The following is a 22,508-nucleotide window of genomic DNA, read 5'->3' as shown; positions in this document are numbered from 1 at the left end:
GGGCGGCTCCTGGGACGTGCAGCAAAGACACTGCTTCTGCTGTCGCTGCTCTGCTGCATGACGTACGTGCCTCGCGCGCCGAGGCGTTCATCGCCGGTCCGCGGACATGGGTTACCGGCGGTCAGTGACGGGATCGTACGGGGCCCGCGTGAGGAGTTGGTGCGCGTTCGGGGACGGTCCCGCGCCGGGCGTGTGCAGTGTTGAGGGTTACCTGAGGGTAAGTCACGTTCGTTCCAGTATGGCCGTGACGCCCTGGCCCCCCGCCGCGCACACGGAGATCAGGCCGCGCCCTGGGCCTTCCCGCTCGGCGAGCAGGGTGGCCAGCGTCGCCACGATCCGGGCGCCGGTCGCGGCGAAGGGATGGCCGGTGGCGAGGGAGGAGCCCGCCACGTTCAGGCGGGCCCGGTCCACCGGGGCCAGGCCGCGCTTCTCCCAGGCGGCCAGCGTGGCCAGCACCTGGGAGGCGAACGCCTCGTGGATCTCGACGAGGTCGAAGTCCGCGGTCCCGAGCCCGGCCCGCTCCAGCATCCGCGGGACCGCGTGGGCGGGCGCCATCAGCAGCCCGTCCTCGCCACCGGCCACGTCGCCGCCGACGAAGTCCACGGCCGCCGTCTCGTACGCCGTGAGGTACGCGAGGGGTTCGACGCCCCGGGCCTCGGCCCACTCCTCGCTCGCCAGGAGCACCGTCGCGGCGCCGTCCGTCAGGGGTGTGGAGTTGCCCGCCGTCATGGTGGGGCCGGGGGCGTCGAGCCCGAACACCGGCTTGAGCGCGGCCAGTTTCTCCACCGTCGAGCCGGGGCGCAGGTTCTGGTCGCGGGCCAGGCCGCGGAAGGGGATCACCAGGTCCTGGAAGAGGCCGCGTTCGTACGCCGCCGCCAGCCGCTGGTGGCTCGCGGCGGCCAGCGCGTCCTGCTCCTCCCGGGTGATGCCCCACCGGCGTGCGGTGACCGCAGCGTGCTCGCCCATCGACAGGCCGGTGCGCGGCTCGGCGTTGCGCGGGATGTCGGGGACCAGGTGCCCCGGGCGGATCTTGGCCAGGGCTTTCAGCCGGCCGCCGGTGGACTTCGCCCGGCGGGCCTCGAGGAGGATGCGGCGCAGCCGGTCGTTGACGCCGAGCGGTGCGTCGCTGGCGGTGTCGGCGCCGCCCGCGATCGCCGACTCGGTCTGGCCGAGGGCGATCTTGTTGGCGGCGGCGATCACGGCCTGGAGTCCGGTGCCGCAGGCCTGCTGGATGTCGTAGGCGGGGGTGCGCGGGTCGAGGGCCGAGCCGAGGACCGTCTCGCGGGCGAGGTTGAAGTCCCGGCTGTGCTTGAGGACCGCGCCGGCCACGAACTCGCCGACGGCGCCGGGTCCCTGGAGGCCGTGCCGCTCGACCAGGCCGTTCAGGGCGGCGGTGAGCATCTCCTGGTTGGAGGCGGTGGCGTACGGCCCGTCGGAGCGGGCGAAGGGGACGCGGGCGCCGCCGAGGACCGCGACGCGGCGCGTTGGCTGCGGTGCCAGAGGGCTCATCTCGACCTGCTCCTCACCCGTGACATAGGCTTACCTCCGGTAACCTTACTCCAGAGTAAGCAATTGTGGGCAGGGCCTGGTTCCGCAAGCCCGGGTCCGCAGGCCCTCGGGAAGACCTCTGGACCGTCGCAGCCGTTGGGGAGACAGGACATGGCCGACCGCTATCTCAGCTTCACCGGCACCGCACCCGGCCGTTTCCTCACCCGAAGGCTGGGGCTGCCCCAGCCCGCGGCACTGCGGCGGGACGCGTTCGACGGCGGCCTTCTGCACCTCACGGCCGGCAGGTCCGACCTCGGCCTCGCGCCCGTCCTGGCCCGCACGGGCCTGGCCCGGGACGGGGACGGCCGGCCCGCCGCAGTCGTCCTGGACGCCACCGGCGTACGGGACGTCGACGCGCTCGCCGAGGTGCACGCCGCGCTGCACCCCGTGGTGAGGTCCGTCGCCGCGAGCGGCCGCGTGGTGGTGCTCGGCGCCCCGCTCGACCCGGCCGACCACCACCAAGCCGCCGCCCAGCAGGCGTTGGAGGGCTTCACGCGCTCGCTCGGCAAGGAGATCGGGCGGGGCAGGACCGTCAACCTCGTACGGCTCACCGACGCGGCGCCCGCCGAGTCCACCCTCCGCTTCCTCCTCTCCCCCGCCTCCGCCTACGTCAGCGGCCAGGTGATCGAGGTCGGGCCGTCGGGCGAGGACACCGCGCCCGACGACTGGACCCTCCCCCTCGCCGGGCGCACCGCCCTGGTCACCGGCGCCGCGCGGGGCATCGGCGCGGCGGTCGCCGAGACGCTGGCCGGACAGGGCGCCCAGGTCGTCGTCCTCGACGTACCGCAGGCCGAGGAGGCCGCACGCCGGGCCGCCGAACGCCTCGGCGGCACTTCCCTCGCGCTGGACATCACGGCGGCGGACGCGGGCGAGCGCATCGCCGCCGCGCTGCCCGGCGGGCTGGACATCCTGATCCACAACGCGGGCGTCACCCGCGACCGGCGCCTGGTCAACATGCCCGCCGAACGCTGGAGTTCCGTCCTCGACGTCAATCTCGCGAGCGTCCTGCGCACCACGGACGCGCTGCTCGCGGCGGGCGCCGTCAACCGGGGCGGCAGGATCGTGGCCACGGCCTCCATCGCCGGGCTTGCCGGCAACGCGGGCCAGACCAACTACGGCGCGAGCAAGGCGGGGATCGTCGGCCTGGTCCGCTCGCTGGCGCCCCGCGCGCTCGCCGGGCACGGGGTGACGGTGAACGCGGTGGCGCCGGGCTTCATCGAGACGAAGATGACCGCGGCCGTCCCGCTCTTCATCCGCGAGGCCGGACGCCGTATGAACTCCCTCGCCCAGGGCGGGCTGCCGGTGGACGTCGCCGAGACGACCGCCTGGCTCGCGCACCCGGCCTCCGGCGCCGTCAACGGCCAGGTCGTACGGGTCTGCGGCCAGAGCCTGCTGGGGGCGTGATGACCGCCACGAGCCCCGCCACCCCCGCCACCATCACGCTGAGCGGCGTCCCCGCCCTCGCCCCGCTCCTCGCCCGCGGCGCGCTGCTGTCGCCCCTCAGGCGCCCCCGTCCGGACGCGGACTTCCCCCGCACCCGGCTGGTGCTGCCCGGCCTGCGCGTCGACCTCGCACGGCTGGCGGCGTACGAGCGGGTGTGCGGGTTCGCGACCGGCGCGGACGCGCTTCCGGTGACGTATCCGCACGTGCTGGGCTTCCCGCTGGCCATGCGCCTGATGAGCGCCCGGGACTTCCCGCTGCCCCTGCTCGGGCTCGTCCACACCTCCATCGGCATCACCCGGCGGGCCGCCGTGCCCGCGACCGGCGCGTACGAACTCGCCGTGCACGTCGAGGGGCTGGCCCCGCACCGGCGCGGCACCGAGGCGTCGGTGGTCACGGAGCTGCGCGCCGGTGCCGACGTCGTGTGGGAGTCCCGCAGCACCTATCTGGCCCGGCACCGCACCACCGCCCGGCCCACCGCAGAGGAGACCCCCTCGGGAGACCGGGAGCTCCTCCCCGCCCGCGCCGAATGGCGGCTGGCCGGTGACGTCGGACGCCGCTACGGCGCCGCGTCCGGCGACCGCAACCCGATCCACCTGCACCCGCTCACCGCCCGCCTGTTCGGCTTTCCGCGGGCCATCGCACACGGCATGTGGACCGTGGCCCGGTGCCTGGCCGAGCACGGGACGCCGGACGCGGCCGTGGTGTGGGCTCGGTTCCGGGCACCGGTGCTGCTGCCGGGAACGGTGACGTACGGGGCCGAGGACGGGCGGTTCGAACTGCGCGGCGCCCGCGACGGCCGGCTGCACCTGTCCGGCGAGGCCGGGCCCTACCCCGCCGCCTGAGCCACCGGCGCGGGAACCTGCACCGGTACCGGCTCCGGTCCCGGCTCGGGCTCCTCCGGCGGGCTCCACGGCCGCCCCGTCATCAGGTCGCCCAGGCCCGCCCAGGCGAAGTTCATCAGGGTCGCCGCCGCCTGCTTCGCGGTGACGCCCTCGGTGGCGCCCGCCCAGTCGGCGAGCGACTCCGCGGCGCCGACCAACGCCTCGGCCAGCCCGGCGACCTCGCCCTCGGGCAGATGCGGGTCCCGGTGCGCGTCACGCGCCGCGGCGGCGATCAGCTGCGTCACGAACGCGACGATCTCCTCGCGCATCGCCGCCACCTCGGCCGCGAACCGCTCCCCGTGCGTACGGGCGTGCAGGTGCAGGACCCGCCAGGCGTCCGGGTGCCGCGCGGTGTGGGTGAAGAACGCCCGCAGCCCCGACCAGAGTTGTCCGTCGGCGGACAGCCCCGGACGCACACCGGCCCGCACCGCCTCGGTGAGGGCGCGGGCCTCGCGGCTGATGCAGGCGCTGAAGAGGTCGTCCTTCGAGTTCAGGTACAGGTACACCAGCGGCTTGGACACGCCCGCCAGTTCGGCGATCTCGTCCATCGACGCCGCCATGTACCCGCGCCTGCCGAAGACGCTCACGGCGGCGTCCAGCATCTGCTGCTCACGGACCGCACGCGGCATCCGCTTGGTCTTCCCAGCACCCATGCGAATCAGCGTACGGTCCGTGCGGCGGTGATCAGGACGTCAGCGCGGTGCCGGCGTCCGGAACCGGGCGAACACCGGCGGTCAGGCGGCGACCGGAACGGGCTCCGCGTCCTGCTTCTGCCGCTCCGGCTCGTCGATCGGCGAGGCGTGCGCCTCGTCGTACGCCTTGCGGTCGAGCAGCCCCTCGCGGGCCGAGACGATGACCGGGACGAGGGCCTGGCCCGCGACGTTGGTCGCCGTCCGCATCATGTCCAGGATCGGGTCGATGGCGAGGAGGAGGCCGACGCCCTCCATGGGCAGGCCCAGGGTGGACAGGGTCAGGGTGAGCATGACCGTGGCACCGGTGAGGCCGGCCGTGGCGGCGGAGCCGACCACCGAGACGAAGGCGATCAGCAGGTAGTCGCCGACGCCGAGCTGGATGTCGAAGATCTGCGCGACGAAGATCGCGGCGATCGCCGGGTAGATCGCGGCGCAGCCGTCCATCTTGGTCGTCGCGCCGAACGGCACGGCGAAGGAGGCGTACTCCTTCGGGACGCCGAGGCGCTCGGTGACCTTCTGGGTCAGCGGCATGGTGCCGACCGAGGAGCGGGAGACGAAGGCCAGCTGGATGGCGGGCCAGGCGCCCTTGAAGAACTGGAGCGGGCTGGCCTTGGCGACGGTGGCGAGCAGCGTCGGGTAGACGACGAACATCACGAGGGCGCAGCCGACGTAGATGTCGGCGGTGAAGGTGGCGTACTTGCCGATGAGGTCCCAGCCGTAGGTCGCGATGGCCTTGCCGATGAGGCCGACGGTGCCGAGCGGGGCGAGGCGGATGACCCACCACAGGGCCTTCTGGAGGAGTTCGAGGACGGACTCGCTCAGGTTCAGGATCGGCTGGGCCTTCTCGCCGAGCTGGAGGGCGGCGATGCCGGCGACGGCGGCCATGAAGACGATCTGCAGGACGTTCAGCTCGGTGAACGGCGTGATGACGTCGGTCGGCACGATGCCGGTCAGGAAGTCGATCCAGGAACCGGTGTGCTCGGGCTTGGCGCCGTCGGCGGGGGTGAGGCCGGTGCCGGAACCGGGGTTGGTGACCAGGCCGATGACGAGGCCGATGGCCACCGCGATCAGCGACGTGATCATGAACCAGAGGAGGGTGCGGGTCGCCAGGCGGGCCGCGTTGTTCACCTTCCGCAGGTTGGTGATCGAGACCAGGATCGCGAAGAAGACCAGCGGTGCGACGGCCAGCTTCAGCAGGCCGATGAAGGTGTCACCGACCTTCTCCAGGGTGGTGACCAGCCACGATATGTCCTGGCTGCGGGCCAGCCAGCCCAGCAGGACGCCGAGGACGAGACCGCCGAGTATCTGGGCCCAGAAGGGCACCTTGAGGTACTTCGTGAAGGACGGCGACGAGGTCTTCGTCGCCGGAGACGGTGAGGAAGGTGAAGACACGGACATGCTCCGTAGGGGGACGGGACGCGGGATGGGACGCGCTGAGCTGACGTGGGGACGACTGGCGAGGGGGGAACGTCAGGGGCGACAGTTCGCGGACGCGCACCGGCAGAGGTCCACGTGCAGGCGCGCCACGAGCGCGAGGCGCTGCGGTGTGGTGGGCGCGGCTGCTTGCTTCATGCACACGACTTTAACACCCATGCTTTGAGACACTCAAAGCCATGCTTTGAGAGGCAGGAGTGCACTACTGCCCGCAAAACGCAAAGCGCCCCGGTTTCCGGTGAATTCGGAAGCCGGGGCGTGCGTGCGTGACGGACGTTACGAGGTCTGGCCCTGTGCCCGCGCCGTGTCGTCGGCGCTGTCCTCCTGGCCGCGGTTGGCCTCCAGGTTGGCCTTCATGCGGGTCACCCGGCCCGCGACCTGGACCGAGGCCCGGTCCCGCTCCTTGCGCAGCGCGACGTAGCTGATGGGGGCGGAGATCAGCAGGGAGAGCAGGAGGATCCACATGCCGTTGGAATCGCCGAGGCCGCGCGGGAACACTCCGGCGTAGACGAGCCCCCAGACGACCACGAGGCAGCCTGCGAAGATCCCGAGGCGCATCAGCGTGTAGCGGAGCATCTCAATCCACTCTTCCGTTTCTGGCACAAAGAGGCACTGTCCAGTGAAACATGCCGGGCTGCCGATCTTGCACGGGGGTCGCGTCAGCCCAGGGGCAGCAGCATGAAGACGTCGTCCCGGTCGTCGCCGGGGGCGACCCGGATGGCGCCGGGGACCCGGCCGACCTCCTTGTAGCCGCAGGACTCGTAGAACCGCTCCAGGCCGAGGCCGCCCCGGCAGGTGAGCCGTATCGCCTCGATGCCTTCGCAGCTACGGGCGGCGTCGGCGGCGGCGGCCATCAGGTCCCGGCCGTAACCCCGGCCCTGGTGGCGCGGGTGGACCATGACCGTGTAGAGCCACAGCCAGTGCCGCATCAGCCGGTGGGTGTTGAGGGCGAGGAACGCGGTGGCGGCCACCCGCCCCTCCTCGTCGTGTCCGACGAGCAGACGGGTACGCCCTTCGGCCATGCCCGTCATGTGCTTGACCAGCTCGGGGCGGATGTCCTCCCGCGTCACCGGCGGCACGAAGCCCACGGAGCCGCCGGCGTTGGAGACGTCGGTCCACAGGTCGAGGACGCCGTCGCGGAGGTCGGGGGTGACGGCCGGTTCGAAAGTGAAAGTAAGGGACACACCGCCATACTAGCCATTACCCCAGGGCCCGTGCGGCGACTTTCAGGTCCGAGACCAGTCCCCGGTAGGCCCCCTCCCGGTCGTCGGCCCGCAGCACCGCCGACGGGTGCACGGTCGGCACCAGCCGTTCCGGACGCCCGTGGATCTCCTCCTCCAGCAGCGTGCCGCGCACCTGCGTGACCCGGAACGACGAGCCGAGCAGCGCCTTGCCCGCCGTGGCGCCCAGCACCACGATCAGCTCGGGCTCCACCCGGTCCAGCTCGGCGGCCAGCCAGGGGCCGCAGGCGGTCGTCTCGCGCAGGGTGGGCGCCTTGTGGATGCGGCGCTTGCGGGGCTCGGCCCGGGTGAATTTGAAGTGCTTGACGGCGTTCGTCACGTACGCGTCCGCCGGGTCCAGGCCGGCTTCCGCCAGCGCCCGGTCGAGGAGGTGCCCGGCGGGGCCGACGAACGGTCTGCCCTGCCGGTCCTCCTGGTCGCCGGGCTGCTCGCCGACGAGCATGACCCGGGCGGTCGCCTTGCCGGCGCCGAAGACGGTCTGGGTGGCGTCCCGGTGCAGGGGGCAGCCCCGGCAGCCGGCTGCCGCCTCGCGCAGGGCGGGCAGGCCGCCGCGCCTCGGAACGAAGGGTTCGGCAGAGTAAGCGTCCTCGGTACCGGCCATGCGGTGCGGGTACCCGCCGTTGTCCTGCGGACCCGTGCCGGGTGCGGCTGGGTGTGTGGTTGCTCGCGCGGTACCCCGCGCCCCTGGGTCAGGACAGTCCCCGGCGCCCGTTCAGGCGGCGTGAGTGCCTGCCCTGAGGGGCGCGGGGAACTGCGCGACCAGCCCGGCCCGCACCCGGCGGACAACCGAACCGCCCCGTGTCAGACCCGCATCGGCTGCGGCGACTCCCGGCGCGCCGGGTCGGGGCCCTCGTACTCCCGGAGGATCTCGTACCGCGTGTTCCGCTCGACCGGGCGGAACCCGGCGTCGCGGATCAGGTCCAGCAGGTCCTCGCGCGTCAGCTTGTTCGGCGTGCCGAAGTCGTCCGCGTCGTGCGTGATCTTGTACTCGACGACCGAGCCGTCCATGTCGTCCGCCCCGTGCTGGAGGGCCAGCTGGGCGGTCTGGACGCCGTGCATGACCCAGAAGACCTTGACGTGCGGGACGTTGTCGAAGAGGAGCCGCGACACCGCGAACGTCTTCAGCGCCTCCGCACCGGTCGCCATCTGCGTCCGCGCCTGGAGCCGGTTGCGGATCTTCCCGTCCTTCATGTCCACGAAGTCGTGCTGGTAGCGCAGCGGGATGAAGACCTGGAAGCCGCCCGTCTCGTCCTGCAGCTCACGCAGGCGCAGCACGTGGTCCACGCGGTGGCGGGGCTCCTCGATGTGGCCGTAGAGCATGGTGCACGGGGTCTTCAGGCCCTTCTCGTGGGCCAGGCGGTGGATGCGGGACCAGTCCTCCCAGTGGGTGCGGTGGTCGACGATGTGCTGCCGCACCTCCCAGTCGAAGATCTCCGCGCCGCCGCCGGTGAGGGACTCCAGACCGGCGTCGATCAGCTCGTCCAGGATGTCGGAGGCGGACATCCCGGAGATGGTCTCGAAGTGGTGGATCTCGGTGGCCGTGAACGCCTTGAGCGACACGTCCGGCAGCGCGGCCTTCAGTTCGCGCAGCGAGCGCGGGTAGTAACGCCACGGCAGGTTGGGGTGCAGGCCGTTGACGATGTGCAGCTCGGTGAGGTTCTCGCCCTCCATCGCCTTGGCGAGCTTCACCGCCTCCTCGATGCGCATCGTGTACGCGTCCTTCTCCCCCGGCTTGCGCTGGAAGGAGCAGTACGCGCAGGAGGCGGTGCACACGTTGGTCATGTTGAGGTGGCGGTTGACGTTGAAGTGGACGACGTCGCCGTTCTTCCGCGTCCGCACCTCGTGCGCGAGGCCGCCGAGCCAGGCGAGATCGTCCGACTCGTACAGCGCGATGCCGTCCTCGCGGGTCAGCCGCTCACCGGAGCGGACCTTCTGCTCCAGCTCGCGCTTGAGCCCGGCGTCCATGCGATACCTCTTTCTGAGACGAACTCGTCAACCGTACGCCCCGGCCCGGCGGCCGGTTGCAGAAGCTAGACCTCTTCGGGCAGCTCACCCACCCGGTTCTCCCACTTGGTGGAGAGAACGATGGTGGTACGGGTGCGGGACACGCCCTTGGTGCCCGACAGCCGCCGGATGATGCTCTCCAGGCCGTCCACGTCGGCGGCGCGCACCTTGAGCATGTAGGAGTCGTCGCCGGCGATGAACCAGCAGTCCTCGATCTCCCGCAGCTCCTTGAGGCGCTGGGCCACGTCCTCGTGGTCGGCGGCGTCGGAGAGCGAGACGCCGATCAGGGCGGTGACGCCGAGGCCCAGCGAGGCGGCGTCCACGGTGGCCCGGTAGCCGGTGATGACCCCGGCCGCCTCCAGCCGGTTGATGCGGTCGGTGACGCTGGGGCCGGAGAGCCCGACCAGGCGCCCCAGCTCCGCGTAGGAGGCCCGGCCGTTCTCCCTCAGGGCCTGGATGAGCTGCCTGTCCACCGCGTCCATGCGATCGAAGCCTTCCACTGAAGAATTCTGAAGATGTGGGTAACAACCGTGTGGGGGGAGGTGATGCTCAGGTGGTGGGGCGGGCCCCGCCGAGGTCGCCGCGCCAGCGGCGGTAGAGGTCGTGCCCGACGCCCGCCGCGTCGAGGACGCGCCCGGCGACGAAGTCCACCAGGTCCTGGATGTGCGTCGCGCCCGCGTAGAAGGCCGGGGAGGCGGGCACCACGCTCGCGCCGGCGTCGTCCAGCGTCACCAGGTGCCGCAGCGTCCGGCCGTCCAGCGGGGTCTCCCGTACGGCCACGACCAGTGTGCGGCGCTCCTTGAGGGTCACGCTCGCGGTGCGCTGGAGCAGGTCCTTCGACAGCCCGAGGGCGACACCGGCCACGCAGGCCGTCGACGCGGGCACGATCAGCATGCCCTTCGTCGGGTACGACCCCGAGGACGGCCCGGCCGCGAGGTCGCCCGCGCTCCAGTGCCGCACCTGGTCCCCGTCGAGATCCACGTCGAAGGTGCCGGGCTTGCCGTCGGCTCCGCGGGCCAGCCACGCTCGCAGGTCCTGCTGCCAGTGGGCGTCGCGGAAGGAGATGCCGGTCTCGTCGAGCAGGGTGAGCCGCGAGGCCCGGCTGACCACCAGGTCGACGCTCTCGCCGGCGGCGAGCAGCGCACGCAGCACGGCGGCGGCGTACGGGGTGCCGGACGCCCCGGACACCCCCACGATCCAAGGCACGCGCTGCGTCTGTCCTGGCTTCATGATGCCGAGCCTAGTCGCAGGCTCAGGGCTTTCAGACCGTGAGGCCCCGTACGAGCAGATCCAGCAGCGCGCACACGAACAGGGCGATGCCGATGAAGCCGTTGACCGAGAAGAACGCCCTGTTGAGGCGGGTCAGGTCGGTGGGGCGGACGATGGTGTGCTCGTAGAGGAACGCGCCCGCGACGATCAGCAGGCCGAGCCAGAAGAAGACGCCGGCGTCGGTGGCGACGGCGTACCAGGCGAACAGGGCCGTGGTGATCGTGTGGCAGACGCGGGCGCCCCGGATCGCGGCCGGCACGCCGAAGCGGGCGGGGACCGACTTCACGCCGACCTGACGGTCGGTCTCGACGTCCTGGCAGGCGTAGATCAGGTCGAAGCCGCCGATCCAGATGCCGACCGCGAGGCCCAGGATCACGGCCTCCCAGGACCACTCGCCGCTGATCGCCAGCCAGCCGCCGACCGGGCCCATGGCCTGGGCGAGACCGAGGATGGCCTGCGGGAAGTTCGTGAACCGCTTGCCGTACGGGTAGACCACCATCGGGATCACCGCGACCGGGGCCAGCGCCAGGCAGAGCGGGTTGAGCAGGGCCGCCGCGCCGAGGAAGACGACCAGGGCGATCAGCGCGCCGGTCCAGGCGTGCTTGACCGACATGGCGCCGGTGACCAGTTCGCGGTGGGCGGTGCGGGGGTTGCGGGCGTCGATCTCGCGGTCGATGATCCGGTTGACCGCCATCGCGAAGGTGCGCAGGCCCACCATGGCGACGGTGACCAGGAGCAGCCGGCCCCAGTGGATGTTCCCGTCCCGCTGGTACATCGCGGTCAGCGCGGCGATGTAGGCGAAGGGCAGCGCGAACACCGAGTGCTCGATCATCACCAGGCGCAGGAACGCCTTGGTGCGCCCCGGCTGCTGCGGCAGGGCGGCGGAAGCCGATGTCACAGTCCGTACTCCTTCCAGCGGCGGTCGACCTTCGCCGCCGTCTCCGGGTCGGACAGCACCATGTCCGGCCAGCCCCCGTCCCGCGTGTACCCCTCCTCGGGCAGCTTCTTCGTGGCGTCGATGCCCGCCTTGCCGCCCCAGAACTGCTGGTAGGAGGCGTGGTCGAGGTGGTCGACCGGGCCTTCGACGACGGTGAGGTCGCGGCCGTAGTCGGTGTTGCCGAGCGCCCGCCAGGCGACCTCGTGCAGGTCGTGGACGTCGCAGTCGGAGTCGACGACCACGATCAGCTTGGTCAGGGACATCATGTGCGCGCCCCAGATGGCGTGCATGACCTTCTGGGCGTGCTTCGGGTACTTCTTGTCGATCGAGACGATCGCGCAGTTGTGGAAGCCCCCGGCCTCGGGGAGGTGGTAGTCCACGATGTCCGGGACGATGATCTTGAGGAGCGGGAGGAAGAAGCGCTCCGTGGCGCGGCCGAGGGGACCGTCCTCCGTCGGGGGGCGGCCGACCACGATCGACTGGAGCAGCGGGCGCTTCCGCATCGTCACGCAGTCGATCTTCAGGGCGGGGAAGGGCTCCTGCGGGGTGTAGAAGCCGGTGTGGTCGCCGAAGGGGCCCTCGGGAAGCATCTCGCCCGGCTCCAGCCAGCCCTCGACGACCACCTCGGCCTGCGCGGGGACCTGGAGCGGGACCGTCTTGCAGTCCACCATCTCGATCCGCTTGCCCTGCAGGAACCCGGCGAAGAGGTACTCGTCGATGTCGCCGGGGAGCGGGGCGGTGGAGGCGTAGGTCACGGCGGGCGGGCAGCCGAAGGCGATGGCGACCGGCAGCCGCTCACCGCGCCGGGCGGCGACCTGGTAGTGGTTGCGGCTGTCCTTGTGGATCTGCCAGTGCATGCCGATGGTGCGCTTGTCGTGGCGCTGGAGCCGGTACAGGCCCAGGTTCCGGACGCCCGTCTCCGGGTCCTTGGTGTGGGTCAGGCCCAGGTTGAAGAAGGAACCGCCGTCGTCCGGCCAGGTGAACAGCGCGGGAAGCCGCTCCAGGTCCACGTCGTCGCCGGTGAGGACGACCTCCTGCACGGGCGCGCTGCCCGGCTTCACCTTCTTCGGCGGTACGTGTGTCATCGTGCCGAGCTTCCCGAAGGCCTCGCGGATGCCGACGAAGCCCTGGGGCAGCTCGGGCCGGAGCAGCCCGCCGATCTTGTCCGAGATCTCGGAGTACGACTTGAGGCCGAGGGCCTTGAGCAGGCGGCGGTCGGTGCCGAAGACGTTCATCGCCAGCGGCATGTCGGAGCCCTTCACGTTCTCGAAGAGCAACGCCGGGCCACCCGCCTTGTTCACCCGGTCGACGATCTCCCCGACCTCCAGGTAGGGATCCACCTCGGCCTTGATGCGCTTGAGGTCGCCCTCGCGCTCCAGAGCCCTGAGCAGGGAGCGAAGATCGTCGTAAGCCATGCGGTCCAGTATCCCCGAGCGGCTACCCTGGCCCTGTACCTGGGGGCCGTGACGCGTCCCCAACCCCCTAGCTTCCCGCTGGAGAGGCCCCATGCTCCGGGTGCTGATGTTCCTCGTGCCGCTGGCACTGAGCGTCTACGCGTTCATCGACTGCATCAGCACGAAGGACGCGGACATCCGCCACATGCCCAAGCCGCTGTGGGCGATCCTCGTGCTGCTCTTCCCGCTGGTCGGCTCGATCTCCTGGATCATCGCCGGCAAGAAGCGGCAGCCCGCCGGCTCCTCGCCCTGGCAGGGCGGCGGGCGGCGGCAGTGGGTGGCACCGGACGACAACCCCGACTTCCTGAAGTCGCTGGGCAAGGACGACGACGAGGACAAGGACGACGAGGACCGCAGCGGCGGCAGGCGGGACGAGCCCTGACGCTCCCCCCGTCACGGTCCGTCAGATCCTGGTCCAGCGCTGGGAGGCGGAGCCGGTACACGTCGTGGTCGTCAGGCCGATCATGGACGCCCGGCGGTTGAGGTCGAGGCAGCCGCCCGTGGTGAGGCTCCTGAGCGAACCGTTCGCCCCCTGCCGCCACTCTCCGCCCGGCTGTCCGCAGGCGGCCCTGACGAGCCAGGCGTTCGCGCTCCTGGCGTGGACGCACTGGGCCGTTCCCACGTTGAGCATCCGGAAGGCGCCGTCGGAGGTGCTCTGGAAGCGGAAGACGGCGGTGTCGCCCGAGCAGGCGCCGTCGTCGATGGGAGTGCCGACGTACATGCACTTCCCGCTCGATCCGTTCTTCAGCATGAAGCTGCCCGACGCGGACCCGCCGCCCTCCGCGTCGTCACCTGAGGACCCGTCCGACCCCGACCCGCTTCCGGAGCCGGAGGACGCACCCGCGTCGGACGAGCCCCCCGAAGCGGACGACCCTCCCGCACCGGAGGCGCCCCCCGCACCGGAGACGCCGGAATCCGAGCCGCCGCCGGACGCGCCACGCGCGGCGGCCGCGTCCCCGCTCCCGTCCCCGCCGGGCGCGCCGCCGTCGCCGTCCCTCCCGCTCTCCTCACCCTTGGCCGTGTCCTTGCCGTCCTTGCCGTCCTTGTCGTCCTTGTCGTCCTTCTTCCCGCCGTCGGGACTGGGGGACGCGGAACCGCTCGGGCCGGCGGCGGGGCCCGGGGCGGCCGTTCCGGTGGCCGCGGGCGGCGCGGCCGCGTTCCCGCCCTCGTCCGCGTCGTTCATCGCGTACGGCAGCAGCGTGAATCCGAGCGTCGCCCCGGTCACGGCGATCGGGATCACGAACGCCAGCACCTTCGTACGGCCCCGCCGCGGGCGCTTCTCCGGCTGTCCGTCGGCGGCGGCGGGGGCGGACGGCGCGGCGGGCACCCGCTCGCCCGCCTGACCGGCTCCACCCGCCCCTTCGGCCCCTTCGGCCTCTTCCGCCCCTTCCGCCCCGTCGGGCTCGTCCGGCTCGGGCAGGTGCGCGGGGTCCGGGACCCGTGCGGCGAAGGCCGCCCGCTCGGTCAGCCGCTCGGTGATGTCCTGCGGCCACGGCGTGGCGGCCGACGGACCGTGCGCCGCGGCGCGTTCGACGAGTTCGGCGGCGGTGGGGCGGCCCTCGTGATCCTTGTCGAGGCAGGACGCGACGACCTCGGCGAGTTCGGGGTCCAGGTCCCGCAACGGCTGGAGGTCGGGCTCCTCGTGCACGATGCGGTACAGCACCGCGTGCCCCGACTCGTCGCCGAACGGCGGCCGGCCCGACGCCGCGTACGCGAGCACCGAGCCCAGCGCGAAGACGTCGACGACGCCGCTGGACGCCCGCTTCCCCGAGGCCTGCTCGGGCGACATGTAGGCGGGCGTGCCCACCACCATGCCGGTCCTGGTCAACTGGCTCTGGTCGGCTGCCCGGGCGACGCCGAAGTCGATGAGGGTGAGTCCGTCGAGGGTCAGCATGACGTTGGACGGCTTCAGGTCCCGGTGGACCATGTCCAGGGCGTGCACCGCCGCCAGCCCGGTGGCGGCCTCCCGCAGGATGAGCCACAGCGCTTCGGCGGGCAGCGGCCCGTGCAGGTCGACGGCCTCGCGCAGGGTGAGCCCGGGCACGTAGGCGGTGGCGAACCACGGCGGCCGGGCCTCGCGGTCCCCCACGAGCAGCGGCGCGGTCGCCTCCGCGGGCAGCCGGGCGAGGTTGTCCAGCTCGTGTCCGAAGCGGCGCAGGAAGTCCTTGTCCTCCCCGGCGACCGACGGCAGCACCTGTTTGACGGCCGCGTACCGGCCCTCGTGGACGCCGAGATAGACGCGGCCCATGCCGCCGGCCCCGAGCCGGCCCAGCAGTGGGACCGGCCCGATCCGGCGCGGGTCGTCGTCCTCCAACGGCTCGGCGCCACTGCCCGTGAGGCCGGATCCGGCTTCCCCGCTCAACTCTCTCCCCGTTCGCCGGCGCCGCGTGCTCCGTGCGGGTGCCGCGGCCACTCCTCGGAAGCTACATCTTTAGCACGAGCGCCCCAACTGCTGTCCCGCGGAACGCCGATGAGTCCCCGTCAGCCGGGTCACGCGAGCTTCGCGACCCGCTCCGGGCCCAGCGCCCGGTCGAAGGCCCGTACGTCGCGGATGGCGCCGGGGAAGAAGTCCCGGGGCTGTCCGTCGAAGGAGGCCCGGCCGATCACGAAGGCGCCGGTGGCGGGTACGGGGCCGGTGTCCTCGACGACCGCCTCCTCGACCCCGTTGACGTACAGGCGCAGCTTCCCGGCGCGGCCGTCGCAGACGCCGGTCAGGTGGGTCCAGACGTGCGCGGCGGGGGCGGTACGGCCGACGGCGCGCAGGCCGGGCCGGGAGAAGGCCCAGCCGCTGTCCTCGCTGGAGTACTGGAGGTAGAAGCCGCTGGCATCGGCGCTGTCCTGGCTGACGGCGGTGGCGAAGGTGCCCGGCACGGCGGAGAGGCGGACCCAGGCGGCGACGGTGAAGCTGCGGCCCGCGCCGGTCTCCAGCACCGGGCCGTCGGTGACGATCTGGCTGCCGGTCCCGTCGAAGGCCGCGCCCTGACCCGCACCCTGCCAGGCGACGCCGGTCACGGTGCCGTCGTGGCCGCCCGCGGTGTCCCGCGCGACCGGGCCGGAGACCTCGTCGAGGGGCCAGAGCCCGACAGGAACCGGCGGCGGCGGAGTCGTGGAGGAGGGTGCCGGGGAGGGTGCGGAACCGTCCGACGCGCCCGAAGGGTCCGAGGCCGCCGGGCGGTTGAGCCAGAACCCGGTCCCCACGCCGAGGGCGGCGAGTGCGCCCGCGCCGGAGAGCAGGAAGGCCCGCCGGCCGGGGCGACCGCCGTCCCCGGTCGCCGTGGGGTGTACGTCCGCCGGCGCGGGCGCCGTCGCGTGCGCCGGTGGCCGGGTGGTGTCGACGCGGGTGCGCGCCTGCGCCGGGGGCGGCGGGACGATCTCGGTGGGCACGGTGTCCGCGCGGGTCGGACGGACGGCCGGCGTCCACTGCTGGGCGTGCGGCAGGGCCGTCGCGCTCTCGCCGCCCAGCGGGCCGATGCGGGCGAGGATCTCGCGCGGGGTGGGCCGGTGGGCCGGGTCCTTGGCGAGGCAGTCGGCGATCAGGGAACGCAGGGCCGGGTCGGTGACGGCGTCCACGTCGGGGGCGTTGTGCACGACGCGGTAGAGCAGCGCGGGCGTCGGTCCGGCGCCGAAGGGGCCCGCGCCGGTCGCCGCGAAGGCCAGCACCGTGCCCAGGCAGAACACGTCGCTGGCCCAGGTGACCTCGTCCCCGTTGACCTGCTCCGGGGACGTGAAGCCCGGGGAGCCCGCCATGTGTCCGGTGCCGGTGAGGGAGTCGGCGTCGACGCTGCGCACGATGCCGAAGTCGATGACGCGCGGCCCGTCCTCGGCGAGCAGCACGTTGGAGGGCTTGAGGTCGCGGTGGACGAGGTGCGCGGCGTGGATCGACACCAGCGCCTCGGCCAGCCCGGCGGCCAGCGTGAGCACCGCCCGCGGCTCGAACGGTCCCCGCTCGGCCACCGCCTGCTCCAGCGACGGTCCGGCGATGTAGCTGGTGACCAGCCAGGGCAGGGGCGCGTCCGGGTCGGCGTCGACGAGCGGGGCGGTGAAGGCGCCGCTGACCATCCGGGCGGCCTGGACCTCGCGCCGGAAGCGGTCGCGGAACTCCGGGCGGCGCAGCAGCTCGGCGTGCACCACCTTGACCGCGACGAGCCGCCCGCCCGGGGACCGGCCGAGGAAGACGCGGCCCATGCCGCCCACACCGAGCCGGCTCAGCAGCCGGTACTCCCCGACGGAGCGCGGGTCGTCCGGCTCCAGCGCTGACACAGTTCCCTCCCGGCGTGCGGTCCTCGCCCCTGCGGGCGGGTCCAGCATAGGGGGGCCGTCAGCGGGCGACGCCGGCGAACTTCTCGACGGCGGCCGGGGTGACCGGGGTGAAGAAGTTGACCAGGTTGCCGTCGGGGTCGCGGAGGAGGAGCGCGCGGTTGCCCCAGGGCATGGTCGTGGGTTCCCTGACGAACTCCGCCACGAAGCCGGTGAGGTTGCGGTGCACGGCGTCCACGTCGTCCACCAGGAACTCGATGATCACGCTGCGGTTGTCGGCGGGCTGGGCGGAGCCGGGGGCGAAGAGCGGCACGGTGCGGGTGCTGCCGATCGCGAGGGTGCCCGAGGGGGTGCGCAGTTCCGCGAAGTCCTCGGTGGCCCGGTCCGCGCGCAGTCCGGTGGCGCGCTCGTAGAAGTCGACGAGGCGGGCGACGTCGCCCGTGATGACGCGGATCGAGACGAGATTCATCGGTTCACTCCAGTTCGGCCGGTGCGGTCCTGACCCACGCTAGGAGCAATACCGGTCACGATCCGGCCGGTATCGGCGGCAGACTTTGCCGCATGTCACGCCCCGTATCCCGCGTCCTCACCCTGCTCGAACTGCTCCAGGCGGGCGGGGTGCGCACCGTGGCCGAACTCGCCGACCGGCTCGGCGTCGGCGAGCGCACGGTGCGCCGGTACGTCGACCACCTCGTCGACCTCGACGTCCCGGTGGAGTCGGTGCGCGGCCGCTACGGCGGCTACCGGCTCGCCCCCGGCCACCGCATGCCCCCGCTGATGCTGACCGACGACGAGGCGCTGGCCGTACTGCTGGGGCTGGTCGCCGGGCGGCGGACGGGGCTCACTGCGGCGGCGGGCACGGCGGGCGAGACCGCGGCGGCGAAGGTCCGGCGGGTGCTGCCGGAGCGGCTGCGCCACCGCCTGGACGCGGTGCTCGACTCCCTCGCCTTCACGACCGCGCCGGCCGAGTCCGCCGCCCCGGAGGCCGCCGTCCTGCTCCCGGTCGCCGACGCGGTGCGCCACCACCGGCCGGTGGCCATCCGGTACACCGGCGGGCGCGGTGGGGGCGGCGAACGCACCGTGTATCCGTACGGGCTCGTCGCGCACGCGGGCCGGTGGTACCTGACCGGCCGGGACCTCTCGGCCGGTGCGGAGCGGACGTTCCGCCTCGACCGGGTGAGCGGCGCGAGGGTCCTGCCCGGCACCTTCGAACCGCCGCCGGGCCCCGGCCCGGCGGAGCGCGTGCTGACGGCACTGGCCACCGCGCCCTACCGGCACGCGGTGACGGTACGGGTCCGGGGGACGGCCGAGGAGATCCGCGCCCGGCTACCGGCGAGCGTGGCGATCGTGGCCGCGGAGGACGGCGGGGACGACACCCCGCCGGGGGCCGGGGGCGGGCCGTGGTGTCGGGTCGAGATCCGGGCCGAGCGTCTGGACTGGCTGCCGGGCGTGCTCGCCTCGCTGGACCGCCCGTTCGTCGTCGAGCGGCCGGACGAGCTGCGGGGTCTCGTCGCGGACCTCGCGGCCCGGCTCATGGAGGCGGCCCGGCACCCCCCGCCGGGCGACTGACGCCGGACGCCGGGTCACCGCCAGGCCGTGGCGAGCGCGGCGGTGACGGCGGCGGTAACCAGCAGGGCGAGGTTCAGGGCGACTCGGCGGTCCCCGAGGCGCAGGTGGACCCCGGTCGCGGCGATCTGCAGGACGACGAACCCGACGGCCGCGGCCAGGGCCAGCCAGGGCGCGACGCCGGTCAGCGGCGGCAGGACCAGCCCGGCCGCGCCGAGCACCTCGACCAGCCCGATGGCGCGGACGGCCGGCATCGGCGTGCTGTCCACCCAGGCCATCATCGGCCGGAGCCCCGCCCTGCTCCGCACCACCTTCAGCGCACCCCCGTAGAAGTAGAAGGCGGCCAGGAGCCCGGCGACGATCCAGTACGCGACGTTCACGACCCGGCGCTCCGGACCGGCTCGGTCGCGTAGCGGCTCATCGTGCGCAGGCTCTCCCCCGGGGTCGGGGTCCGGCCGTCGGCGTACAGCTCCCTCAGGTCGCGGAAGTACTGGACGTACAGGTCCGGGGTGAAGGTGCTGAGCATGCGGGCCGGTTCGCCGGTGGTGTTGGCGAAGGTGTGCGGTGCCCCCGGCGGGACCATCACGAGCGTGCCCGCCGTCGCGTCGATGTCCTCGTCCCCCACGGTGAAGCGCACCGTGCCGGAGATGACGTAGAAGCCCTCGTCGTGCCGGGCGTGGCGGTGCTGGGGCGGTCCGGGGGTGTGCGGGGCGAGCACGGACTCGGCCATGCCCAGGCGGTGGCCGGTGTGGCTGCCGTCCTCCAGGACGCGCATGCGGGTGGTGCCCAGGAGGATCGTCTCACCGTCGTCCGGGCCGACCACGGAGACGGCGGGGTCCCGGCCGTCACTGTCGTGTGGTTCATCGGTCATGCCCCGATTCCACCGCCGGGGCACCGGGGGCGTCCAAGACCGGTTCCGCGTACTCGATACCGCACGGGTATCGTCGCAGGATGGAGCTACGTACGCTGCGTTACTTCGTGGCGGTCGCCGAGGAACTCCACTTCGGCCGGGCGGCCGTCCGGCTGCACATGAGCCAGCCTCCGCTGAGCCGGGCGATCAGGGCGCTGGAGACGGAGCTGGGCGCCACGCTGTTCCACCGCACCTCCGGCGGCGTCACCCTCACCGGGGCCGGGGCGGTGCTGCTCGACGAGGCACGCGCCCTGCTCGACCGGGCCGACCGGGTACGCGCGCGCGTGGCCACCGCGGCCGGTGCCGCGACCCTCACCGTCGGCATCCTCGGCGACAGCGCCGACCCCGACGTGGTCCGGCTGGCCGACGCCCACCGCGAGCGCCACCCGAACGTCGAGGTCACCGTTCGCGAGACCGACCTGACCGACCCCACCTGCGGGCTGCACGCCGGACTGGTCGACGTGGCGCTCACCCGCGGCCCCTTCGACCCGACCGGCCTGACCACGCACACCCTGCGCGCCGACCCGGTGGGCGCCCTGCTGCGCGCCGACGATCCGCTGGCCGGCCGCGCGGGCCTGGACCCGGCGGAGCTGGCCGACCGCCGCTGGTTCCGGTTCCCCGCGGGCACGGACCCCCTGTGGCAAGCCTTCTGGAACGGCGGGGAGCCGCGCACCGGGCCGGTGGTGCGCACCGTGCGGGAGTGCCGGCAGGCCGTCCTGTGGAACGGCACGGTCGGCATGACCCTCGCCGGTCACGTCCCCGACGAGGGGCTCGTCGTGGTCCCGCTGACGGGCCTGCCGCCGAGCCCGGTGGTGCTGGCCTGGCCGCGGACCGGCCCGAACCCGCTGGTCCGCGCGTTCGTCCGGACCGCGATCGCGGCGTACGACACTCCCTAGGCGCGGTTCCAGCGCTGAGCCGCCGACTGGTCGCAGGCCTCGTTCCGGACGCTGGTGCCGCTCATCGCGCTGACGGTGACGCAGCCGCCGGTCGCGGCGTTCACGAGGGTGCCGCCGGGCCCTGTGCGCCATTCCTGCCCGGTGGTACGGCCGCAGGGGAACGAGAAGACCGGATGCCCGATCGCCGCGGTGTAGATGCATTGGCCCGAGAGCCCGTTGATGATCCACACGGTGCCGTCGGGCCTGCTCCGGAAGGTCCAGGTGGCCGCGTCGCCCGTGCAGGCGCCGTCGTACGGGGCGTCGGCGACGGCGGTGGTCATGCACCGACCGTTCTTGGCGTTCTTGAGCATGAAGACACCTGATCCAGGCGCATCGCCGTCTCCGGAACCAGAGCCGGAACCGGAGTCCGAGCCCGATCCGGAGCCCGAGCCGGAGCCGTCGCCACTGCCGGCACCGGCACTGGTACCGGCACCGGCACCGGCGTCGCCCCCACCGGACGAACCAGAACCGGAACCTGCCCCGGTCCCACCCGCACCCGCGTCCGCATCCGCTCGCGCACCACCGGCACCGCCCCGCTCCCCCGAGCCCGCGTCGTCCCGCTCGCCGCCCTGCTCCCCGGGCGATCGGCTGGGTGACGCGGACGGGTCCGGCGTCGACGTGTGCGCCGCCTTCCCGGGCCCGGTCGCAGACGCCGCGGGGGCGCTCGACGCCGGTGCGGACGACGACGGCGACGCGTCCGCGCGGTCGCCGGGGTCGAGGGTGTACGGCAGGAGTTGCACGGCGAGTGTCGCCCCGGCGGCGACCACGACCGGGACGACGGCGAAGAAGACGCGGTTGCGGCGTCGCCGTTCGGACCGGTCCGGATCAGGCCGCCGGGTGACGGCGGAGTCGCGTTCGGCCTCCGGACCGGGCTCGGGCCGGGGCTCCGGTTCGGGGAGGTCCGCCTCCTCCGGCGGCTTCGTGACGAAGGCGGCCCGTTCGGTCAGCCGCTCGGTGAGGGCACGCGGCCACAGCGGCGGCTCGTACGGGCCGTGCCGCTCGGCGGTCTCCAGCAGTTCCGCGGCGGTGGGCCGGCCCTCGTGGTCCTTGTCCAGGCAGGACGCGACCACGTCGGCCAACTCCGCGTCCAGCTCCCGCAACGGCCCGAGGTCGGGCTCCTCGTGCACGATGCGGTACAGCACCGCGTGCCCCGACTCGTCACCGAAGGGCGGCCGCCCCGACGCCGCGTACGCCAGCACCGAACCCAGCGCGAAGACGTCCACGGCGCCGCTGGACGACGGCTTCCCGGAGGCCTGCTCCGGCGACATGTAGGCGGGCGTGCCCACCACCATGCCCGTCCTCGTCAGCCGGCTCTGCTCCGCGGCCCGGGCCACGCCGAAGTCGATGAGGGTCAGGCCCTCCAGCGTCAGCATCACGTTGGACGGCTTCAGGTCCCGGTGCACCATGTCCAGGGCGTGCACCGCCGCCAGGCCCCTGGCGGCCTCCCGCAGCAGCAGCCACAGCGCACCGGCGGGCAGCGGGCCGCCGTGGGCCTCCAGCGCCCCGGTCAGGGTCAGGCCCGGGACATAGGCGGTGGCGAACCACGGCGGCCGGGCGTCCCGGTCCCCGGCGAGCAGCGGCGCGGTCGCCTCCGCGGGCAAGCGGGCCAGGTTGTCCAGCTCGTGCCCGAAGCGGCGCAGGAAGTCCTCGTCCTCGGCGACGACCGAGGGCAGGAGTTGCTTGACCGCGGCGTACCGGCCCTCGTGGACGCCGAGATAGACCCGGCCCATGCCGCCGGCGCCGAGGCGTCCGATCAGCGGGATCGGCCCGATCCAGCGTGGGTCCCCGTCCCGCAGCGGTCCCGCGCCGCTGCCGTCCAGCTCCAACACGTCAGCCCTGTCTCCCCGTTGTCCCGTCGGCCGGGGACCCGCGGCCCGCCCGCTCCCCTCCGAAGTCCGGGCGGACGCGCGTCCCGCAGGGGACAGTCTGAGTCAGAC

Annotated in this window: 23 protein-coding genes; 5 read left to right on the top strand and 18 right to left on the bottom strand. The window is 73.2% G+C overall.

Annotation, left to right across the window (positions count from 1 at the left end; translation table 11 throughout):
* Positions 1–222: 222 nt before the first annotated feature.
* Positions 223–1,509, bottom strand: coding sequence for an acetyl-CoA C-acetyltransferase (locus tag ACZ6IM_RS23790; RefSeq protein WP_052839413.1), 1,287 nt, complete (start codon positions 1,507–1,509; stop codon positions 223–225).
* 150 nt (positions 1,510–1,659) lie between these two features.
* Here ACZ6IM_RS23790 and ACZ6IM_RS23785 point away from each other — a divergent pair, with 150 nt between their 5' ends.
* Positions 1,660–2,952 carry a 3-oxoacyl-ACP reductase gene (locus ACZ6IM_RS23785; RefSeq protein ID WP_052839412.1) on the top strand — a complete coding sequence of 431 codons (1,293 nt, stop codon included), beginning with the start codon at positions 1,660–1,662 and terminating at the stop codon, positions 2,950–2,952.
* Positions 2,952–3,833: a MaoC family dehydratase gene (locus ACZ6IM_RS23780; RefSeq protein WP_052839586.1), complete on the top strand. Its 882-nt coding sequence runs from the start codon at positions 2,952–2,954 to the stop codon at positions 3,831–3,833. The genes ACZ6IM_RS23785 and ACZ6IM_RS23780 overlap by 1 nt, the downstream gene beginning before the upstream one ends.
* On the opposite strand, the gene ACZ6IM_RS23775 is transcribed toward ACZ6IM_RS23780, so the two are convergent.
* The 11 genes from ACZ6IM_RS23775 to ACZ6IM_RS23725 all read right to left on the bottom strand — a co-directional run bounded on the left by ACZ6IM_RS23775 (position 3,818) and on the right by ACZ6IM_RS23725 (position 12,864).
* A complete protein-coding gene (locus ACZ6IM_RS23775; RefSeq protein WP_469558836.1) occupies positions 3,818–4,525 on the bottom strand; it encodes a TetR/AcrR family transcriptional regulator in 708 nt (235 codons plus the stop codon). The two genes, ACZ6IM_RS23780 and ACZ6IM_RS23775, sit on opposite strands and share 16 nt — an antisense overlap.
* Positions 4,526–4,606: 81 nt before the next feature.
* Positions 4,607–5,962 (bottom strand): dicarboxylate/amino acid:cation symporter, encoded by a 1,356-nt coding sequence (locus ACZ6IM_RS23770; protein WP_052839410.1) that lies wholly within the window; start codon positions 5,960–5,962, stop codon positions 4,607–4,609.
* A gap of 72 nt (positions 5,963–6,034) precedes the next feature.
* Complete coding sequence (locus tag ACZ6IM_RS23765; protein WP_309546884.1) at positions 6,035–6,136, bottom strand: putative leader peptide; 102 nt, start codon at positions 6,134–6,136, stop codon at positions 6,035–6,037.
* 138 nt (positions 6,137–6,274) lie between these two features.
* A complete protein-coding gene (locus ACZ6IM_RS23760) occupies positions 6,275–6,574 on the bottom strand; it encodes a DUF4229 domain-containing protein (protein ID WP_052839409.1) in 300 nt (99 codons plus the stop codon).
* An 83-nt stretch (positions 6,575–6,657) separates the two neighbouring features.
* Positions 6,658–7,182: a GNAT family N-acetyltransferase gene (locus ACZ6IM_RS23755; protein ID WP_052839408.1), complete on the bottom strand. Its 525-nt coding sequence runs from the start codon at positions 7,180–7,182 to the stop codon at positions 6,658–6,660.
* A 16-nt stretch (positions 7,183–7,198) separates the two neighbouring features.
* Positions 7,199–7,840, bottom strand: a complete 642-nt coding sequence (locus tag ACZ6IM_RS23750) for a UdgX family uracil-DNA binding protein (RefSeq protein ID WP_052839407.1) — start codon at positions 7,838–7,840, stop codon at positions 7,199–7,201.
* A 200-nt stretch (positions 7,841–8,040) separates the two neighbouring features.
* Positions 8,041–9,204 carry an aminofutalosine synthase MqnE gene (gene mqnE / locus ACZ6IM_RS23745; protein ID WP_052839406.1) on the bottom strand — a complete coding sequence of 388 codons (1,164 nt, stop codon included), beginning with the start codon at positions 9,202–9,204 and terminating at the stop codon, positions 8,041–8,043.
* A 65-nt stretch (positions 9,205–9,269) separates the two neighbouring features.
* On the bottom strand, positions 9,270–9,725 hold the full coding sequence (locus ACZ6IM_RS23740; protein WP_030401669.1) for an Lrp/AsnC family transcriptional regulator: 456 nt from the start codon (positions 9,723–9,725) through the stop codon (positions 9,270–9,272).
* 67 nt (positions 9,726–9,792) lie between these two features.
* Entirely contained in the window at positions 9,793–10,449 is a 657-nt protein-coding gene (locus tag ACZ6IM_RS23735; RefSeq protein WP_469559132.1) for a UbiX family flavin prenyltransferase, read from the bottom strand.
* A 55-nt stretch (positions 10,450–10,504) separates the two neighbouring features.
* Entirely contained in the window at positions 10,505–11,410 is a 906-nt protein-coding gene (mqnP, locus tag ACZ6IM_RS23730; RefSeq protein WP_052839404.1) for a menaquinone biosynthesis prenyltransferase MqnP, read from the bottom strand.
* On the bottom strand, positions 11,407–12,864 hold the full coding sequence (locus ACZ6IM_RS23725; protein WP_052839403.1) for a menaquinone biosynthesis decarboxylase: 1,458 nt from the start codon (positions 12,862–12,864) through the stop codon (positions 11,407–11,409). Before ACZ6IM_RS23725 ends, mqnP begins: the two co-directional genes overlap by 4 nt.
* Before the next feature lie 91 nt (positions 12,865–12,955).
* Between ACZ6IM_RS23725 and ACZ6IM_RS23720 the strand changes: the two genes are divergently transcribed.
* Entirely contained in the window at positions 12,956–13,285 is a 330-nt protein-coding gene (locus tag ACZ6IM_RS23720) for a PLD nuclease N-terminal domain-containing protein (RefSeq protein WP_052839402.1), read from the top strand.
* A 21-nt stretch (positions 13,286–13,306) separates the two neighbouring features.
* On the opposite strand, the gene ACZ6IM_RS23715 is transcribed toward ACZ6IM_RS23720, so the two are convergent.
* From ACZ6IM_RS23715 to ACZ6IM_RS23705, 3 genes are all read right to left on the bottom strand, one after another.
* Positions 13,307–15,265, bottom strand: a complete 1,959-nt coding sequence (locus tag ACZ6IM_RS23715) for a serine/threonine protein kinase (protein WP_469558827.1) — start codon at positions 15,263–15,265, stop codon at positions 13,307–13,309.
* 128 nt (positions 15,266–15,393) lie between these two features.
* On the bottom strand, positions 15,394–17,163 hold the full coding sequence (locus tag ACZ6IM_RS23710; RefSeq protein WP_469558824.1) for a protein kinase domain-containing protein: 1,770 nt from the start codon (positions 17,161–17,163) through the stop codon (positions 15,394–15,396).
* A gap of 58 nt (positions 17,164–17,221) precedes the next feature.
* Positions 17,222–17,629, bottom strand: coding sequence for a VOC family protein (locus ACZ6IM_RS23705; protein ID WP_052839399.1), 408 nt, complete (start codon positions 17,627–17,629; stop codon positions 17,222–17,224).
* Positions 17,630–17,721: 92 nt separating this feature from the next.
* On the opposite strand from ACZ6IM_RS23705, the gene ACZ6IM_RS23700 reads away from it, so the two are divergent.
* A complete protein-coding gene (locus ACZ6IM_RS23700; protein ID WP_469558820.1) occupies positions 17,722–18,729 on the top strand; it encodes a helix-turn-helix transcriptional regulator in 1,008 nt (335 codons plus the stop codon).
* 14 nt (positions 18,730–18,743) lie between these two features.
* Here ACZ6IM_RS23700 and ACZ6IM_RS23695 read toward each other — a convergent pair whose 3' ends face one another.
* Both ACZ6IM_RS23695 and ACZ6IM_RS23690 read right to left on the bottom strand, forming a co-directional pair.
* Positions 18,744–19,106: a DoxX family protein gene (locus ACZ6IM_RS23695; protein ID WP_469558817.1), complete on the bottom strand. Its 363-nt coding sequence runs from the start codon at positions 19,104–19,106 to the stop codon at positions 18,744–18,746.
* Entirely contained in the window at positions 19,103–19,597 is a 495-nt protein-coding gene (locus ACZ6IM_RS23690) for a cupin domain-containing protein (RefSeq protein ID WP_052839396.1), read from the bottom strand. The genes ACZ6IM_RS23695 and ACZ6IM_RS23690 overlap by 4 nt, the downstream gene beginning before the upstream one ends.
* 80 nt (positions 19,598–19,677) lie before the next feature.
* Here ACZ6IM_RS23690 and ACZ6IM_RS23685 point away from each other — a divergent pair, with 80 nt between their 5' ends.
* Positions 19,678–20,532 carry a LysR family transcriptional regulator gene (locus ACZ6IM_RS23685; RefSeq protein WP_052839395.1) on the top strand — a complete coding sequence of 285 codons (855 nt, stop codon included), beginning with the start codon at positions 19,678–19,680 and terminating at the stop codon, positions 20,530–20,532.
* Here the strand turns inward: ACZ6IM_RS23685 and ACZ6IM_RS23680 are convergent.
* Positions 20,529–22,400, bottom strand: a complete 1,872-nt coding sequence (locus ACZ6IM_RS23680; protein ID WP_469558812.1) for a serine/threonine protein kinase — start codon at positions 22,398–22,400, stop codon at positions 20,529–20,531. The genes ACZ6IM_RS23685 and ACZ6IM_RS23680 overlap by 4 nt on opposite strands.
* Between the last annotated feature and the right edge of the window lie 108 nt (positions 22,401–22,508).

The sequence above is a fragment of the Streptomyces sp. NPDC042336 genome, assembly GCF_055581985.1.
The sequence above is the reverse complement of the archived record's forward strand: the minus strand, read 5'-3'. Positions and strand labels throughout refer to the sequence as shown.

Excerpts from the sequence above, each read along its gene's own strand:
- ACZ6IM_RS23790 (WP_052839413.1), bottom strand. The coding sequence starts at position 1,509 with ATGAGCCCTCTGGCACCGCAGCCAACGCGCCGCGTCGCGGTCCTCGGC.
- ACZ6IM_RS23785 (WP_052839412.1), top strand. The coding sequence starts at position 1,660 with ATGGCCGACCGCTATCTCAGCTTCACCGGCACCGCACCCGGCCGTTTC.
- ACZ6IM_RS23780 (WP_052839586.1), top strand. The coding sequence starts at position 2,952 with ATGACCGCCACGAGCCCCGCCACCCCCGCCACCATCACGCTGAGCGGC.
- ACZ6IM_RS23775 (WP_469558836.1), bottom strand. The coding sequence starts at position 4,525 with ATGGGTGCTGGGAAGACCAAGCGGATGCCGCGTGCGGTCCGTGAGCAG.
- ACZ6IM_RS23770 (WP_052839410.1), bottom strand. The coding sequence starts at position 5,962 with ATGTCCGTGTCTTCACCTTCCTCACCGTCTCCGGCGACGAAGACCTCG.
- ACZ6IM_RS23765 (WP_309546884.1), bottom strand. The coding sequence starts at position 6,136 with ATGAAGCAAGCAGCCGCGCCCACCACACCGCAGCGCCTCGCGCTCGTG.
- ACZ6IM_RS23760 (WP_052839409.1), bottom strand. The coding sequence starts at position 6,574 with ATGCTCCGCTACACGCTGATGCGCCTCGGGATCTTCGCAGGCTGCCTC.
- ACZ6IM_RS23750 (WP_052839407.1), bottom strand. The coding sequence starts at position 7,840 with ATGGCCGGTACCGAGGACGCTTACTCTGCCGAACCCTTCGTTCCGAGG.
- mqnE (WP_052839406.1), bottom strand. The coding sequence starts at position 9,204 with ATGGACGCCGGGCTCAAGCGCGAGCTGGAGCAGAAGGTCCGCTCCGGT.
- ACZ6IM_RS23740 (WP_030401669.1), bottom strand. The coding sequence starts at position 9,725 with ATGGACGCGGTGGACAGGCAGCTCATCCAGGCCCTGAGGGAGAACGGC.
- ACZ6IM_RS23725 (WP_052839403.1), bottom strand. The coding sequence starts at position 12,864 with ATGGCTTACGACGATCTTCGCTCCCTGCTCAGGGCTCTGGAGCGCGAG.
- ACZ6IM_RS23720 (WP_052839402.1), top strand. The coding sequence starts at position 12,956 with ATGCTCCGGGTGCTGATGTTCCTCGTGCCGCTGGCACTGAGCGTCTAC.
- ACZ6IM_RS23705 (WP_052839399.1), bottom strand. The coding sequence starts at position 17,629 with ATGAATCTCGTCTCGATCCGCGTCATCACGGGCGACGTCGCCCGCCTC.
- ACZ6IM_RS23700 (WP_469558820.1), top strand. The coding sequence starts at position 17,722 with ATGTCACGCCCCGTATCCCGCGTCCTCACCCTGCTCGAACTGCTCCAG.
- ACZ6IM_RS23690 (WP_052839396.1), bottom strand. The coding sequence starts at position 19,597 with ATGACCGATGAACCACACGACAGTGACGGCCGGGACCCCGCCGTCTCC.
- ACZ6IM_RS23685 (WP_052839395.1), top strand. The coding sequence starts at position 19,678 with ATGGAGCTACGTACGCTGCGTTACTTCGTGGCGGTCGCCGAGGAACTC.